This is a genomic window from Pontibacillus sp. HN14, from assembly GCF_021129245.1.
Taxonomy (GTDB): domain Bacteria; phylum Bacillota; class Bacilli; order Bacillales; family BH030062; genus Pontibacillus.
The window spans coordinates 1-12688 of record NZ_JAJOLR010000011.1 but is presented as its reverse complement, the minus strand read 5'-3'; the positions used below and the strand labels follow the sequence as shown (position 1 = coordinate 12688).

General features: G+C 41.3%; 17 protein-coding genes. 15 read left to right on the top strand and 2 right to left on the bottom strand.

Annotation, left to right across the window (positions count from 1 at the left end):
* The first annotated feature begins 3 nt into the window (after positions 1-3).
* The 12 genes from rpsK (at position 4) to LQ226_RS19950 (ending at position 8906) form a co-directional block, all read left to right on the top strand.
* Positions 4-393, top strand: a complete 390-nt coding sequence (gene rpsK / locus LQ226_RS20005; protein ID WP_231419813.1) for a 30S ribosomal protein S11 — start codon at positions 4-6, stop codon at positions 391-393.
* Positions 394-573: 180 nt separating this feature from the next.
* Complete coding sequence (locus tag LQ226_RS20000) at positions 574-1518, top strand: DNA-directed RNA polymerase subunit alpha (protein ID WP_231419812.1); 945 nt, start codon at positions 574-576, stop codon at positions 1516-1518.
* Between the two features lie 43 nt (positions 1519-1561).
* Complete coding sequence (rplQ, locus tag LQ226_RS19995) at positions 1562-1921, top strand: 50S ribosomal protein L17 (protein ID WP_231419811.1); 360 nt, start codon at positions 1562-1564, stop codon at positions 1919-1921.
* Positions 1922-2092: 171 nt separating this feature from the next.
* Positions 2093-2932: an energy-coupling factor ABC transporter ATP-binding protein gene (locus LQ226_RS19990; protein WP_231419810.1), complete on the top strand. Its 840-nt coding sequence runs from the start codon at positions 2093-2095 to the stop codon at positions 2930-2932.
* Positions 2908-3774, top strand: coding sequence for an energy-coupling factor ABC transporter ATP-binding protein (locus LQ226_RS19985; RefSeq protein ID WP_231419809.1), 867 nt, complete (start codon positions 2908-2910; stop codon positions 3772-3774). Before LQ226_RS19990 ends, LQ226_RS19985 begins: the two co-directional genes overlap by 25 nt.
* Positions 3771-4568 (top strand): energy-coupling factor transporter transmembrane component T family protein, encoded by a 798-nt coding sequence (locus LQ226_RS19980; RefSeq protein ID WP_231419808.1) that lies wholly within the window; start codon positions 3771-3773, stop codon positions 4566-4568. Before LQ226_RS19985 ends, LQ226_RS19980 begins: the two co-directional genes overlap by 4 nt.
* Positions 4569-4581: 13 nt before the next feature.
* Positions 4582-5325: a tRNA pseudouridine(38-40) synthase TruA gene (truA, locus tag LQ226_RS19975; RefSeq protein WP_231419807.1), complete on the top strand. Its 744-nt coding sequence runs from the start codon at positions 4582-4584 to the stop codon at positions 5323-5325.
* 163 nt (positions 5326-5488) lie between these two features.
* A complete protein-coding gene (rplM, locus tag LQ226_RS19970; RefSeq protein WP_231419806.1) occupies positions 5489-5926 on the top strand; it encodes a 50S ribosomal protein L13 in 438 nt (145 codons plus the stop codon).
* Between the two features lie 22 nt (positions 5927-5948).
* A complete protein-coding gene (rpsI, locus tag LQ226_RS19965) occupies positions 5949-6341 on the top strand; it encodes a 30S ribosomal protein S9 (protein WP_231419805.1) in 393 nt (130 codons plus the stop codon).
* Between the two features lie 190 nt (positions 6342-6531).
* Entirely contained in the window at positions 6532-6975 is a 444-nt protein-coding gene (locus tag LQ226_RS19960) for a DUF2521 family protein (RefSeq protein WP_231419804.1), read from the top strand.
* Positions 6976-7039: 64 nt separating this feature from the next.
* On the top strand, positions 7040-7753 hold the full coding sequence (cwlD, locus tag LQ226_RS19955) for an N-acetylmuramoyl-L-alanine amidase CwlD (protein WP_231419803.1): 714 nt from the start codon (positions 7040-7042) through the stop codon (positions 7751-7753).
* Between the two features lie 100 nt (positions 7754-7853).
* Positions 7854-8906, top strand: coding sequence for an Mrp/NBP35 family ATP-binding protein (locus LQ226_RS19950; RefSeq protein ID WP_231419802.1), 1053 nt, complete (start codon positions 7854-7856; stop codon positions 8904-8906).
* Between the two features lie 99 nt (positions 8907-9005).
* Here LQ226_RS19950 and gerD read toward each other — a convergent pair whose 3' ends face one another.
* Positions 9006-9656, bottom strand: coding sequence for a spore germination lipoprotein GerD (gene gerD, locus LQ226_RS19945; RefSeq protein ID WP_231419801.1), 651 nt, complete (start codon positions 9654-9656; stop codon positions 9006-9008).
* A 143-nt stretch (positions 9657-9799) separates the two neighbouring features.
* Here gerD and LQ226_RS19940 point away from each other — a divergent pair, with 143 nt between their 5' ends.
* Positions 9800-10474 carry a KinB-signaling pathway activation protein gene (locus LQ226_RS19940; RefSeq protein WP_231419800.1) on the top strand — a complete coding sequence of 225 codons (675 nt, stop codon included), beginning with the start codon at positions 9800-9802 and terminating at the stop codon, positions 10472-10474.
* Between the two features lie 14 nt (positions 10475-10488).
* Here LQ226_RS19940 and pdaB read toward each other — a convergent pair whose 3' ends face one another.
* Positions 10489-11250 carry a polysaccharide deacetylase family sporulation protein PdaB gene (gene pdaB / locus LQ226_RS19935; RefSeq protein WP_231419799.1) on the bottom strand — a complete coding sequence of 254 codons (762 nt, stop codon included), beginning with the start codon at positions 11248-11250 and terminating at the stop codon, positions 10489-10491.
* Positions 11251-11396: 146 nt separating this feature from the next.
* Here pdaB and LQ226_RS19930 point away from each other — a divergent pair, with 146 nt between their 5' ends.
* A complete protein-coding gene (locus tag LQ226_RS19930; RefSeq protein WP_231419798.1) occupies positions 11397-11618 on the top strand; it encodes a hypothetical protein in 222 nt (73 codons plus the stop codon).
* 63 nt (positions 11619-11681) lie between these two features.
* Positions 11682-12338, top strand: coding sequence for a beta-phosphoglucomutase (gene pgmB, locus LQ226_RS19925; protein ID WP_231419797.1), 657 nt, complete (start codon positions 11682-11684; stop codon positions 12336-12338).
* Positions 12339-12688 lie beyond the last annotated feature (350 nt).

The window sequence follows — 12688 nt, the reverse complement described above, 5'->3', positions numbered from 1 at the left end:
CCTATGGCTCGTAAAACAAACACTCGTAAGCGCCGTGTGAAAAAGAATATTGACACGGGTGTCGCGCACATCCGTTCTACGTTTAACAACACTATCGTTACGATTACTGACGTTCAAGGTAACGCAGTATCTTGGAGTAGTGCTGGTTCTCTTGGTTTCAGAGGTTCTCGTAAATCTACTCCATTCGCTGCACAAATGGCATCTGAAGCAGCTGCAAAAGCTGGTATGGAGCACGGTTTAAAATCTGTAGAAGTAACGGTTAAAGGCCCTGGTGCTGGCCGTGAAGCTGCAATTCGTGCACTTCAAGCTACAGGACTAGAAGTTACAGCCATTGTTGATGTAACTCCAGTACCTCACAATGGTTGCCGCCCACCAAAACGTCGTCGTGTATAATTTACCTGTATAGAATTTGTCACCCTGTCTATAATGGGTTATGATAGCTAAAAAAGCAGTATAAACGTTTTTAGCCTATGATCGAATAAACTATGTATAAACGGGGACTGCCTACCTGAGGAATTTCGGTTAGACTTTGTCTAACCGGGGTTTCGACGTTTTGAAGGAGGGTTTTAATTAATGATCGAGATTGAAAAGCCAAAAATTGAACTGGTTGAGATCAGCGATGATGCAACGTTTGGTAAGTTGGTCGTCGAACCGCTTGAACGTGGATATGGTACAACACTAGGGAACTCCTTACGTCGTATTCTACTATCCTCACTTCCGGGCGCTGCAGTAACATCTGTCCAGATTGAAGGAGCACTTCATGAATTCTCAACAGTAGATGGTGTAGTCGAAGACGTAACCACTATTGTCTTAAATCTTAAGCAATTAGCTCTTAAGATTTACTCTGAAGAGACGAAAACTTTAGAGGTTGATGTTTCTGGACAGGGAAATGTAACAGCAGCTGACATCACGCATGATTCTGATGTAGAGATCTTAAACCCTGAGATCCACATTGCAACGTTACAATCAAACGCAAATCTCCGTATGAAGATTACGGCAGAAAAAGGACGCGGCTATCGTCCTGCAGAAGCAAACAAATTTGATGAACAGCCGATCGGCGTCATCCCAGTTGATTCTATCTTCACTCCAATTTCACGTGTTACCTACCAAGTGGAAAACACTCGTGTAGGCCAGGTGACAAATTTTGATAAGCTGACGTTAGACATTTGGACTGACGGAAGCATTCGACCAGAAGAAGCTGTTTCATTAGGTGCTAAAATCTACATGGAACACTTAAACATTTTCGTTGGACTCACTGATGAAGCGCAAAACGCTGAAATCATGGTTGAGAAAGAAGAAGACCAAAAAGAAAAAGTCCTTGAAATGACAATCGAAGAACTTGATTTATCCGTGCGTTCTTACAACTGCCTCAAGCGTGCAGGTATCAACACGGTTCAAGAGCTTGCACAAAAATCGGAAGAGGATATGATGAAAGTTCGTAACCTTGGACGTAAATCTCTTGAGGAAGTTAAGCATAAGCTCGAAGAACTTGGCTTAGGCTTACGTAAAGACGATTAATCATTGTCGATAGAGAGAAACTCTGCAAAGGAGGGGAACTGACATGGCTAGAAAACTAGGTCGTACAACTGACGTACGTATGGCATTGCTACGCAACTTAGCAACTGACCTAATTATTCATGAACGTATTGAAACTACTGAAGCGAAAGCGAAAGAGCTTCGTTCTGTTGTAGAGAAAATGATTACACTTGGTAAGCGTGGAGATCTTCATGCTCGTCGCCAAGCTGAATCTTTCCTATACAAAGCACAAGCTGATGAGGAGAGCGGTCAAACTGCACTTCAGAAGCTATTCACAGACATCGGTCCACGTTACGAAGACCGTCAAGGCGGTTACACTCGCATCATGAAACTTGGTGCCCGTAAAGGTGACGGTGCAAAAACTGCGATTATCGAATTAGTATAATCCTACTTGGAAAAAGGGCAGGACAGAATCTCTTTTGAGGTTATCCCAGCCCTTTTTTTATACGTTTTAAAGTTAATTCGATGTACCCCAGATTCGACAAGTTACGTAAAACCAGGGAATGATTTGTCATATTTCCGGGGAAATACGAGAGAAGAGCGGAGGAGGTAAGAGATGGAGAAGAGTTTCTTAGAATTTCAAAACGTCTCTTTCCAGTATCGAGAAGACAGCCCTATGGTTTTGAATGACGTCTCCATTCAAGTAAATCAAAATGAGTGGGTCGCTGTGATCGGCCATAATGGTTCAGGTAAGTCAACTATGGCTAAGCTTATGAACGGATTGCTCTTCCCAAATGCAGGTGAAGTGCATGTTGATGGGCTCGAGCTTTCTGAAGAGAATATTTGGGAGATTCGTCGTAAAGTAGGGATGGTATTCCAAAATCCAGATAACCAGTTTGTGGGGACTACGGTTAAGGATGATGTTGCTTTCGGGCTTGAAAACCATGGAATCCCTCGTGAGGAAATGGTGAAAAGAATTGCCCAAAGCTTAAAAGCTGTTGGGATGGAAGAGTATGAGGATCATGAACCCCATCGATTATCAGGTGGCCAGAAACAGCGTGTAGCCATTGCGAGTGTGCTGGCTGTCGCGCCTTCTATGATCATTCTTGATGAAGCAACAGCTATGTTAGATCCAAAAGGGAGAAAAGAGATTATGCATACGGTCAACCAGGTGCGACAGGAACGGGATGTTTCAATTGTAACGATTACACATGACTTAAATGAAGTAACGCTCGCTGATCGGGTTGTGGTTATGAATGATGGGGATGTTTGGTTTGAAGGGACTCCAAGGGAACTGTTTGAACATAGAGAAGACTTACAGACTATTGGTTTAGACATTCCTCTTGTGTCAAAGTTCGCTCATGAGTTACACCAGCTTGGGCTGAATATATCAAAGCAACCTCTAAATCACGAAGAATTGATGGATGAAATATGGACATTACATTCAACAACGTAAGTTATATCTATCAACCCAATAGCCCTTTTGAACATCGAGCACTTGAAAATCTCTCTTTTGAAATTTCATCTGGGTCCTTTGTGGCTGTGATTGGTCACACGGGTTCTGGTAAATCTACCCTTATTCAACATCTAAACGGATTGTTAGCTCCTACCCACGGGAGTGTGACGGTTGGTGACGTTACGTTACAAGCCGGGTCAAAACCGAAGAACTTAAAAGCCCTTAGAAAGCAAGTTGGGGTTGTGTTTCAATATCCAGAACACCAATTATTTGAAGAAACCATTGAAAAAGATATTTCTTTTGGACCGGCCAACTTCGGTGTGTCAAAAGAAGAAATCGAACAACGCGTCCAAGAAACCATTGGAGCAGTAGGATTGTCATCAGATATGTTAGAGCGTTCTCCATTCGACTTAAGCGGTGGTCAAATGCGCCGCGTCGCTATTGCGGGAGTGCTTGCAATGAATCCTCGCGTTCTGGTGTTAGATGAACCAACTGCAGGGTTAGACCCTAAAGGACAACGTGAGATTATGGATATGTTCTATCAGTTGCATCATGAGAAAGAGCTCACGACGGTTCATGTTACACACAGTATGGAGGATGCTCTTGCTTATGCTGATTACGTGATTGTGATGCACAAAGGTCAATTGTATATGCAAGGCAAACCATTAGAAGTGTTCAAAGAAAAGGACGCTTTAAATAACGTCGGACTAGACGTACCTGAGATTATAGAGTTAACAGATAAGATGAATAAACGTTTTGGTCTTTCTATTGAATATAAGAATCAAACGATTAAAGAACTGGCCGAAGAAGTTGCCCAGCACCTAAAGGGGGCGTCTCAATGAACAGTTCCATGGTTATCGGACAATATGTCCCAGGGAACTCACCTGTCCACCATATGGACCCAAGAGCTAAGATTACAATCATCTTTTTCTTTGTGATCGTCGTCTTTTTCGCTAACTCGGTGGCGAGTTATGCAGCCCTTGGATTATTTGCCCTCATTAGTGTAGCGATTACGAGGATTTCCCCGCGCTTTATTGCTAAGGGTTTGAAGCCAGTTTGGTTTTTAATCATCTTTACGTTCCTCTTACACCTCGTGGTTACGAAAGAGGGAACGGTGCTATTTTCTATATTAGGTTTTGATGTTTATTCAGGTGCACTTATACAAGGTGTTGCGATTTCGTTACGCTTTTTCTTATTAATTCTGATTACATCGTTACTGACTCTTACGACCACGCCGATTGCTATAACTGATGCTATTGAGAGTATGCTTCATCCTCTGAAAAAGGTGAAATTTCCTGTACACGAATTAGCCTTGATGATGTCTATATCTTTACGATTTATACCGACGCTTATGCAAGAGACGGAAAAGATATCAAAAGCTCAAGCCTCAAGAGGTGTTGACTTTAGAACAGGGCCGGTTAAAGAACGATTAAAAGCCATTGTCCCTTTGTTGGTCCCTCTTTTTGTAAGCGCGTTTAAGCGTGCTGAAGAATTAGCTATGGCGATGGAAGCTAGAGGATATCAAGGAGGCGAAGGTCGGACAAAGCTTCGGGAACTTGTTCTACGTAAAGTGGATTATACAGTCCTTGTTTTGTTTGCCATTGTCATCATTGCAGTATTTTTAACTAGAGCATAGAGGTGTAAGCACTATGGTTCGTGTTGCTTGTGTGGTAAGCTACGATGGTACTCATTTTTCCGGTTTTCAAGTTCAACCGAACGGGAGAACGGTTCAAGAAGTGATTGAGAGAGCGTTGAAGAAGATTCATAAGGGGGAAGAAATTCGTTTGCATCCCTCTGGTCGAACAGATGCAGGCGTGCACGCACGTGGACAAGTGCTTCATTTCGACTCCAACCTAGACAACCCTAATATGAATTGGAGAAAGGCTTTGCAGTCGTTAATGCCAGATGATGTGGTGATTCAACGAGCGGAACCGGTCTCTGATGATTTCCATTCGCGCTATAACAGTAAAAAGAAAGAATACCGGTATCGAGTATTACACCGGGACATCCCTGATGTATTCCGGAGAGGTGTAACATTTCATTACCCTTACAAGCTAAATATAGAGGCTATACAAGAGGCGTGTGCTATTGTAGAAGGGACGCATGACTTTACGTCCTTTTGTTCAAAGAAAACGACCATGAAGGGCGACTGTGTCCGTACTCTGTATTCCGTTCGCTGTGAAGTGGTGGATGACGAGCTGATCTTTACGTTTATAGGGAATGGTTTTCTTTACAATATGGTACGTATTTTGGTTGGAACATTTCTTGAGATTGGTTCCGGAAAAAAACAAGTATCAGATTTAAATAAAATTTTGGAAACAAGAGATCGAGATATGGCTGGCAAAACGGCGCCGCCACAGGGGCTGTTTCTGTGGAATGTAGATTATTTGTAAAAACAACGTCCCCAGGTGTAACATACCCTTGACATTAAATAGTAAAGTATTATAATATGATCTATGGCATTTTATTTCTATACCACGATTGGCCCCGGAATCTAATTGTGTTGAGAATAAAATATACGTTAACGAGATAACGAAAATCAGGAGGGAACTGACCATGCGCACAACTTTTATGGCAAACGAAAGCAACGTTGAACGCAAATGGTATGTTGTTGATGCTGAAGGTCAAACACTAGGTCGTTTGGCTAGTGAAATTGCAGCAATCCTTCGCGGTAAGCATAAAGCAACTTACACTCCTCACGTTGATACTGGCGACCATGTCATTATCGTAAACGCTGAGAAGATCGAACTTACAGGTAAAAAACTGACGGACAAGATGTACTACCGTCACACAAATTATGTTGGTGGACTTAAAGAGCGTAACGCTTTAGAAATGCGTACGAACTATCCACAACAAATGATCGAGCTAGCCGTTAAAGGTATGTTACCTAACGGAAGCCTAGGACGCAAAATGGGCAAAAAGCTACATGTTTATGCAGGTCCTGAACACAAGCATCAAGCACAAAAACCAGAAGCATATGAGCTTCGCGGTTAATTAATAAGGAGGTTGACTACAGATGGCACAAGTACAATACTACGGTACCGGACGTCGTAAAACTTCTGTAGCGCGTGTACGTTTAGTTCCAGGTACAGGCCGTATCGTGATTAACAAACGTGACTCAGAAGATTATTTCCCATATGAAACGCTACGTGTGATCACTAAACAACCTTTAGCTGTGACTGAAAACGAAGGCAACTATGACGTTTATGTAAACGTTGATGGTGGTGGCTTCACAGGTCAAGCTGGTGCAATCCGTCACGGAATTGCACGCGCGTTGTTAGAAGCAGATCCAGAATACCGTACGACTCTTAAGCGTGCAGGTCTACTTACACGTGACCCTCGTAAGAAAGAGCGTAAGAAATACGGTCTTAAAGCTGCTCGTCGTGCTCCACAATTCTCAAAACGTTAATTTTATATTTACGTTTTCCAAAACCCTGGTCTTTACGACCAGGGTTTTTTTGTATTGATTTACTTTATTATAGGAAAGCAGCGGTTGCCCTTGAAGTAGCGTAATTTTTCCAGTCAAGGGAAGTGTTATAGTCCAGAATGATTGAGGCTGATACCGAATACACTAATAAGCAATATGGAGGTGATTCGGTATGTCGGTTGTATCTATTGATCGGCTCCGTTTAAATAAACAGTTAGCTTTTGAACGTAACTTGTTACGTGAATTGACCTTTACTGAGGTTCAAAATGATGTTTCTAGACGATTCCAGCGTTTCTTTCATTCCTTTCAGGTTTATGAGTCAGCCATCAAAGAAGAAGCGGTTGAGCAAGCTATGGAGGCTTATTTACTAGGGGCTGAGGCCAGCCAATTCCTCCTCATGGGGGAAAGTATAGATGCGATTGAGAAGCGTTATAAGGTGGAGCTTGGGACGATTGCACTCGATTTCTTTGATTATCTGGAATACTGGCAGCAAGCTTCTGGTGTAAATGGGTGGTTTGCTGTAAAAGCGGAAAAGAGCTGTGAAGATTTCGTTGATACCTGGTGGAAGATTGGTTTAGAAAGAGGAGAACGGCGCAGGCGACTGAAGCTCGATTAGAGGGTCATATTCCCCTCACTTGTCCCATATATTGAGAAGTAGCTAGGACGAGGAGGAGACAAGGATGGGAAAAGCTTTTAAAATTTCTAGTTGGTTGATTGGTTTAGTGGTTCTCATAGTTCTTTTACGTTATCCAATTGAAACGAATGATTCTTGGCAAACATGGTCCCTTCCCCTCGCTGGTAAGGTTGTGGTGATCGATCCAGGGCATGGTGGTGTCGATGGCGGGGCGGTAGGGAGTGATCAAACACTTGAGAAAGAAATTACGCTTGAAGTCTCTAAAAAACTACGGGATTACTTGCAGCAAGCGGGAGCACTTGTTTATATGACTAGGGAAAAGGATATGGATCTTGCTGATGAAGACGAGAAAATTATATCTAAACGTAAGTCACAGGATTTAAGAAGGCGCGTGGAGTTTATTAATGAGAAAGAAGCGGATTTTTATGTAAGTGTTCATCTGAATGCTATTCCTTCTCCTAAGTGGCATGGGGCACAGTCTTTTTACAATGCCTCTTCACCAGAAAGTGAGCAGCTTGCAAAGTTTATTCAAAGTGAAATAAAGAGGAACCTTGAAAATACGAATCGGAGTGCATTAGCGATCAGCAATATGTATTTACTACGTAGTACAGAGGCTCCGGGGGCTCTTGTTGAAATTGGCTTTTTATCAAATATTCATGAGCGGGACTTGTTAAAGACAGATGAGTATCAAAATAAGGTGGCGGCTTCCGTTTATGAAGGGGTCTTACGTTACGTCACAGAAGAGGAAGCACCTGAGTAACCTTACTGAAAATTTCTAATTATCAAGCACTGTCATCCGTGATTTCTGCCTTTTTATGTTATACTACAACTTAGACATTATAGAAGGTTGGTGACAGAATATGATAACACAAGAACAAGTGGTGGATCTGCTACATCCTTTGCATGATCCTCATTTACATAGAACATTAGAAGAAACAGGCGGTATTGAAGAAATTAAAATTAAAGAAGAAAAGAATCATGTAAGCGTCAAGATTGCTATCGCGCAGCCTAATACAGCTGAACAGATGCAATTTCAACAAGAAATTGTAAACGTTTTAAAAGGGGCTGGTGTTGCAACGGTAGGTTTACGATTCAATCAGTTATCTGATGAAGTGATTGAGCAATATGCTGTAGCTAGTAATGAGAGTGAGTCATTACTTGAAGGAAATACAGGGACGACCTTTATTGGTATTGCAAGTGGTAAAGGGGGCGTAGGGAAATCAACGGTTACTGTGAACCTTGCGACTTCTTTAGCGCGTCTTGGTAAAAAGGTTGGAATTATTGATGCTGATATTTACGGGTTCAGCGTTCCCGATATGATGGGGATTGAAGAGCGCCCGGTAGTAAGAGGAGAGCAAATTATTCCTGTTGAGCGGTTTGGAGTCAAAGTGATTTCCATGGGCTTTTTTGTTGAGGACAACTCTCCAATTATTTGGAGAGGTCCAATGTTAGGGAAAATGCTGACGAGCTTCTTTAAAGAGGTAGAGTGGGGCGACTTAGATTACCTACTTATAGATCTTCCGCCAGGGACAGGGGATGTTGCGTTAGACCTTCATTCAATGTTGCCATCTTGTAAAGAAGTCATCGTTACAACTCCACACCCAACGGCAGCTTTTGTTGCAGCACGTGCGGGTCAGATGGCCATCAAGACAGAACATGAGATTTTAGGGGTTATTGAGAATATGGCCTATTTCCAGAGTGCTCTTACTGGTCAAAAAGAGTTTGTTTTCGGTCAAGGGGGAGGACCTAAGCTAGCTGAACAGCTACAGACGGAAGTACTTGGACAACTTCCTCTTCAACAGCCATATGAGGAAGAAGATATCTTTGCCCCTGGTGTTTACCAAGCGGATCATCCAACGGGTAAGATCTTTTTATCAATAGCAAATAAGATGATTAAAAAGATGGAAGCTTAATGCATAAAAAGGGTGCCTCGAAAGGGCACCCTTTTTATTTCTATCACTGCGATTCAATCCAGCTTATACGTTGCTAAACGGACGCTTATGCTTTAGACCTTACTCATTTCCTCCGGAGGATTGTTGATCTTGCTTTGATCCGCTACTTCCGCTGGAGCTTTTTTCACCTTGCGAGCCGCCTTCTTGGGATTGTCCTCCTGATTTCATTTCTTCAGCAGCTTTTAGGACAATTTCGCTCATCTTGGCTTTAAACATAGGGGTTTCCATTGTCTCCTGAATCGTCTTTTCTAAGTGTTCACGGAATTGCTGGCTTTTCATAACAGTCAGCATTTGTTTCTCCATATCCGGATTTTGGAGTAGCTCTAACATGCTTTTTTGGTACTGTGAGTCTTTCATAAGGGACTTCATGATTTTCTTTTGTTCTTCTGAGAGGGACTCAGCGAATTTCTTCGAGAATTGGGGATTTTGGAACAATTCTTCCCAGAACTTTTTTCCCTTATCTGAAGTAATGGTATCTTCGATGCTTGTTTTTACAACATCGGATTCCAGAACGACTTGCTGTTTCATTTCTTTATCAGATAATACTTCTGTAATGGCTTTTTTGCCATCATCGGTCTTTAATATATCTACAACCATTTTCTTGGTTTTATCATAATCGGCTTGTTCTCCACCAGATGAGGAGTTGCCTGAACAAGCTGTCAGTACGGCCATTAGTGCGAGTAGGATTGCTATGCTCTTCATCCTAATCATGAGAACGCTCCTTTCAATCACCTTACATATACTTAATATGAGATAATTGAAAGAAAATATACACACGTTTTAGCGTGAAAACGCTTGTTTTTATGGTAAAATACCATAGGATTGATTTACGGAAAAAAATAGGGGGATAAAACGTGACAAGTCGTAAATGGGTGAATTTGTTTCTAACGACTTTATTATGGGGAGGGGTTATCACCCTTGTCGTTAGTTTCTTTGTACAAAGTGAACATTATGCAACAGCACTTAACCCTTTTAGTATATGGGAAGTCATTATTTTAACGCTTATGTATCTTGGATTAGGGTTTATTTTTAGCGTAATTAGCCAGATGGCGTTTTTTGCATACCTGACCGTTCATCAGTTCGGATTAGGGATGTTTCGTAAGCTATGGGGACCCATACAGGTCGTCTTGATTGCTTTTACTTTATTTGATTTAGTTTATTTCCGTTACAAGAGCGTTTCCGGGGAAGCGGGTCTTGCTACATTCTTTGTGTTGCCTGCTGCTTTACTCTTGTTCGGTTGGGCAGTCGCTTATGTGAAATCAAGAGAGACGAATGCCAAAGCATTTTTACCGGCCTTGTTCTTTATGGTCGTTATCACTTCCGTGGAACTCGTTCCTGCCTTTCAAGCAGATGATCCTGATTGGGTCATGCTTATGCTGCCTGCTGTCTTATTCTGTAACACCTATCAGTTATTAATTCTTCACAGGATCAATGAAGGACAATCGAAAGAAGAAGCGATTCCTGAGGCTGGATCGACTAAACCACCTCAAAAAAAGAAAAAAAAGAGAAAGAAAAAAAGCAAACGTTAGGAGCGTTTGCTTTTTTATTTGATAGAACTGGACTTTGCGTCTGTCTTAGAGATCATTTCAGATATTGATACAAATTCGTATCCTTTTTGTTTTAATCCCGGGAGGACCGTCTTAAGTGCTTCGTTAGTTTGCTTAACAGAATCGGAGGCATGAAGGACGATAATGTCCCCTCCCTGTGTTTCCTTCATGATTTCATCGACAATCGTTTGAGTACCAGGGTTCTTATAATCTTCAGGATTAATGCTCCACTGCACTACTTTAAAGCCAAGATCTTCTGCGAGGGTTAATACCTCTTTATTAAAGTGCCCGCTAGGAGGGCGTAAGAGGTTCACCTCTTCATATCCTAATTTCTTAAAGGTTTCTTTAGCATATAGTAAATCTTTCTTAACTTGGGTAATATCTTGTTTTAAGTAACTCTTATACCGATATCCCATCATTCCTAGATCATGTTTGTTCTCTGTAATTTCTTTAAGAATATCTGGGTGTTTCTCAGCCCATTCCCCGCTCACAAAGAATGTAGCCTTCACGTCATTTTTCTTAAGTGATTCCAAGATCGGGTATACTTCCTCTTGGCCCCAGCTGATATTAAACGTAATGGCTACATCCTTACTTTTCGAGCTGCTACTAATAAGTGCTCTTGGTCCTTTGTCAGTCGAGAAAACAGAAAAGGCATTATCTCGTTCCACCCACAAAAAGATTGCGCAGAATAAAGCTGCAACAATAACTAAGCCCCATTTCTTTATGCGGTTCCCGTTCCAAGCATAAAAGTGTTCCATCTCACACCTCTCCTTATCTTTCGGAAATCCCTGCTTAGTACAACTTATGAGTGTAGGGGACAAATATGAACAAGCATCTAAATCATTTCATAAATTGGATATAAATGGACATGATAGGGAGGAACATATCAAAAAGAGGTGAGTACATGCTAGGACTTTTATTAAGGGATATGGAACGAAAAGAGATCGAGTATTTACTGAAGCGAGAGATGGATGAACTTTTAATGGATTTAGAAGATCATCGCATTGATCATGTAGTAAAAAGGGCTATGGAAGAGCGCTATAAAATTTTGTACCAATTATTCACCCGATTAGCCACTAAACATGACTGTATACGGTATGTACTGCCAAAGCGAAAACACAAATAAGTGAACTCTCCCTTATGTATGATACAATATTTATGAAATCGCTTTTACATAGGGGTGAGGGAAATGAAAGAAATAAAAGCTATTATATTTGATTTAGATGGTGTCATTACAGATACAGCTGAATACCACTATTTAGCCTGGAAACAACTCGCTGATGACCTGGGCATTCCCTTTGATCGAATCTTTAACGAACGTTTAAAAGGAGTTAGCCGCATGGACTCCTTACAAATGATTTTAGATCACGGTGGGATTGTGCTTGCTGAAGAGGAAATCGAAGCGCTGGCTCATAAGAAAAACGAACACTATAAAACGTTTATCGGAAAAATTACCCCAGATGATCTTCTTCCGGGTATATTACCATTTTTAACACAGGTAAGAGCTGCGGGTATCCCAACAGCTTTAGCATCTGCCAGCAAAAATGCTCGTCCCGTCATTCGTCAACTTCGCATTGAAAGCTATTTAGATACTGTTGTCGATGCAGCTTCTGTTGAAAGAGGAAAGCCTGATCCGGAGATTTTCTTAAAAGCTGCCCAGCAATTAAATGTAAACCCAGAACAATGTGTGGGGATAGAAGACGCTGAAGCGGGAGTGAAGTCAATAAAGACAGCAGGCATGTTTGCAGTTGGTGTAGGGACAAAAACCGCTATGGCTGAAGCGGACTGGATTATAGATCATCCATCACAGCTTACATTAGAGGCACTTAAAAGCCATTATAAGTAGGGATGAAAATCCTTCTGAAGATTTTTTAGAAGGATTTTTTAATTTTTTTTGAAAAACACTTGCCAAATAGTTTTATACCATGGTAAGATATTTTTTGTTGTCAGCGAGATAAACACTTCAAAAAAGTTAACAGCAAAAACAAATCAACTTTTTTCGAAAAAGTGATTGACGGAAACGAGATAAAATGTTATATTAGTTTTTGTCGCTGAAACACAGCGAAACAATTTGATCCTTGAAAACTGAACGAAACAACATGTAACGTCAATGTCTTTAAATTGATTTTTAAAGCCAGTAATCATTTATTTTGATGCTAGGCAGACTCACATTTTATGGAGAGTTTGATCTTGGCT

Excerpts from the sequence above, each read along its gene's own strand:
- rpsK (WP_231419813.1), top strand. The coding sequence starts at position 4 with ATGGCTCGTAAAACAAACACTCGTAAGCGCCGTGTGAAAAAGAATATT.
- LQ226_RS20000 (WP_231419812.1), top strand. The coding sequence starts at position 574 with ATGATCGAGATTGAAAAGCCAAAAATTGAACTGGTTGAGATCAGCGAT.
- rplQ (WP_231419811.1), top strand. The coding sequence starts at position 1,562 with ATGGCTAGAAAACTAGGTCGTACAACTGACGTACGTATGGCATTGCTA.
- LQ226_RS19990 (WP_231419810.1), top strand. The coding sequence starts at position 2,093 with ATGGAGAAGAGTTTCTTAGAATTTCAAAACGTCTCTTTCCAGTATCGA.
- LQ226_RS19985 (WP_231419809.1), top strand. The coding sequence starts at position 2,908 with ATGGACATTACATTCAACAACGTAAGTTATATCTATCAACCCAATAGC.
- LQ226_RS19980 (WP_231419808.1), top strand. The coding sequence starts at position 3,771 with ATGAACAGTTCCATGGTTATCGGACAATATGTCCCAGGGAACTCACCT.
- truA (WP_231419807.1), top strand. The coding sequence starts at position 4,582 with ATGGTTCGTGTTGCTTGTGTGGTAAGCTACGATGGTACTCATTTTTCC.
- rplM (WP_231419806.1), top strand. The coding sequence starts at position 5,489 with ATGCGCACAACTTTTATGGCAAACGAAAGCAACGTTGAACGCAAATGG.
- rpsI (WP_231419805.1), top strand. The coding sequence starts at position 5,949 with ATGGCACAAGTACAATACTACGGTACCGGACGTCGTAAAACTTCTGTA.
- LQ226_RS19960 (WP_231419804.1), top strand. The coding sequence starts at position 6,532 with ATGTCGGTTGTATCTATTGATCGGCTCCGTTTAAATAAACAGTTAGCT.
- cwlD (WP_231419803.1), top strand. The coding sequence starts at position 7,040 with ATGGGAAAAGCTTTTAAAATTTCTAGTTGGTTGATTGGTTTAGTGGTT.
- LQ226_RS19950 (WP_231419802.1), top strand. The coding sequence starts at position 7,854 with ATGATAACACAAGAACAAGTGGTGGATCTGCTACATCCTTTGCATGAT.
- gerD (WP_231419801.1), bottom strand. The coding sequence starts at position 9,656 with ATGATTAGGATGAAGAGCATAGCAATCCTACTCGCACTAATGGCCGTA.
- pdaB (WP_231419799.1), bottom strand. The coding sequence starts at position 11,250 with ATGGAACACTTTTATGCTTGGAACGGGAACCGCATAAAGAAATGGGGC.
- LQ226_RS19930 (WP_231419798.1), top strand. The coding sequence starts at position 11,397 with ATGCTAGGACTTTTATTAAGGGATATGGAACGAAAAGAGATCGAGTAT.
- pgmB (WP_231419797.1), top strand. The coding sequence starts at position 11,682 with ATGAAAGAAATAAAAGCTATTATATTTGATTTAGATGGTGTCATTACA.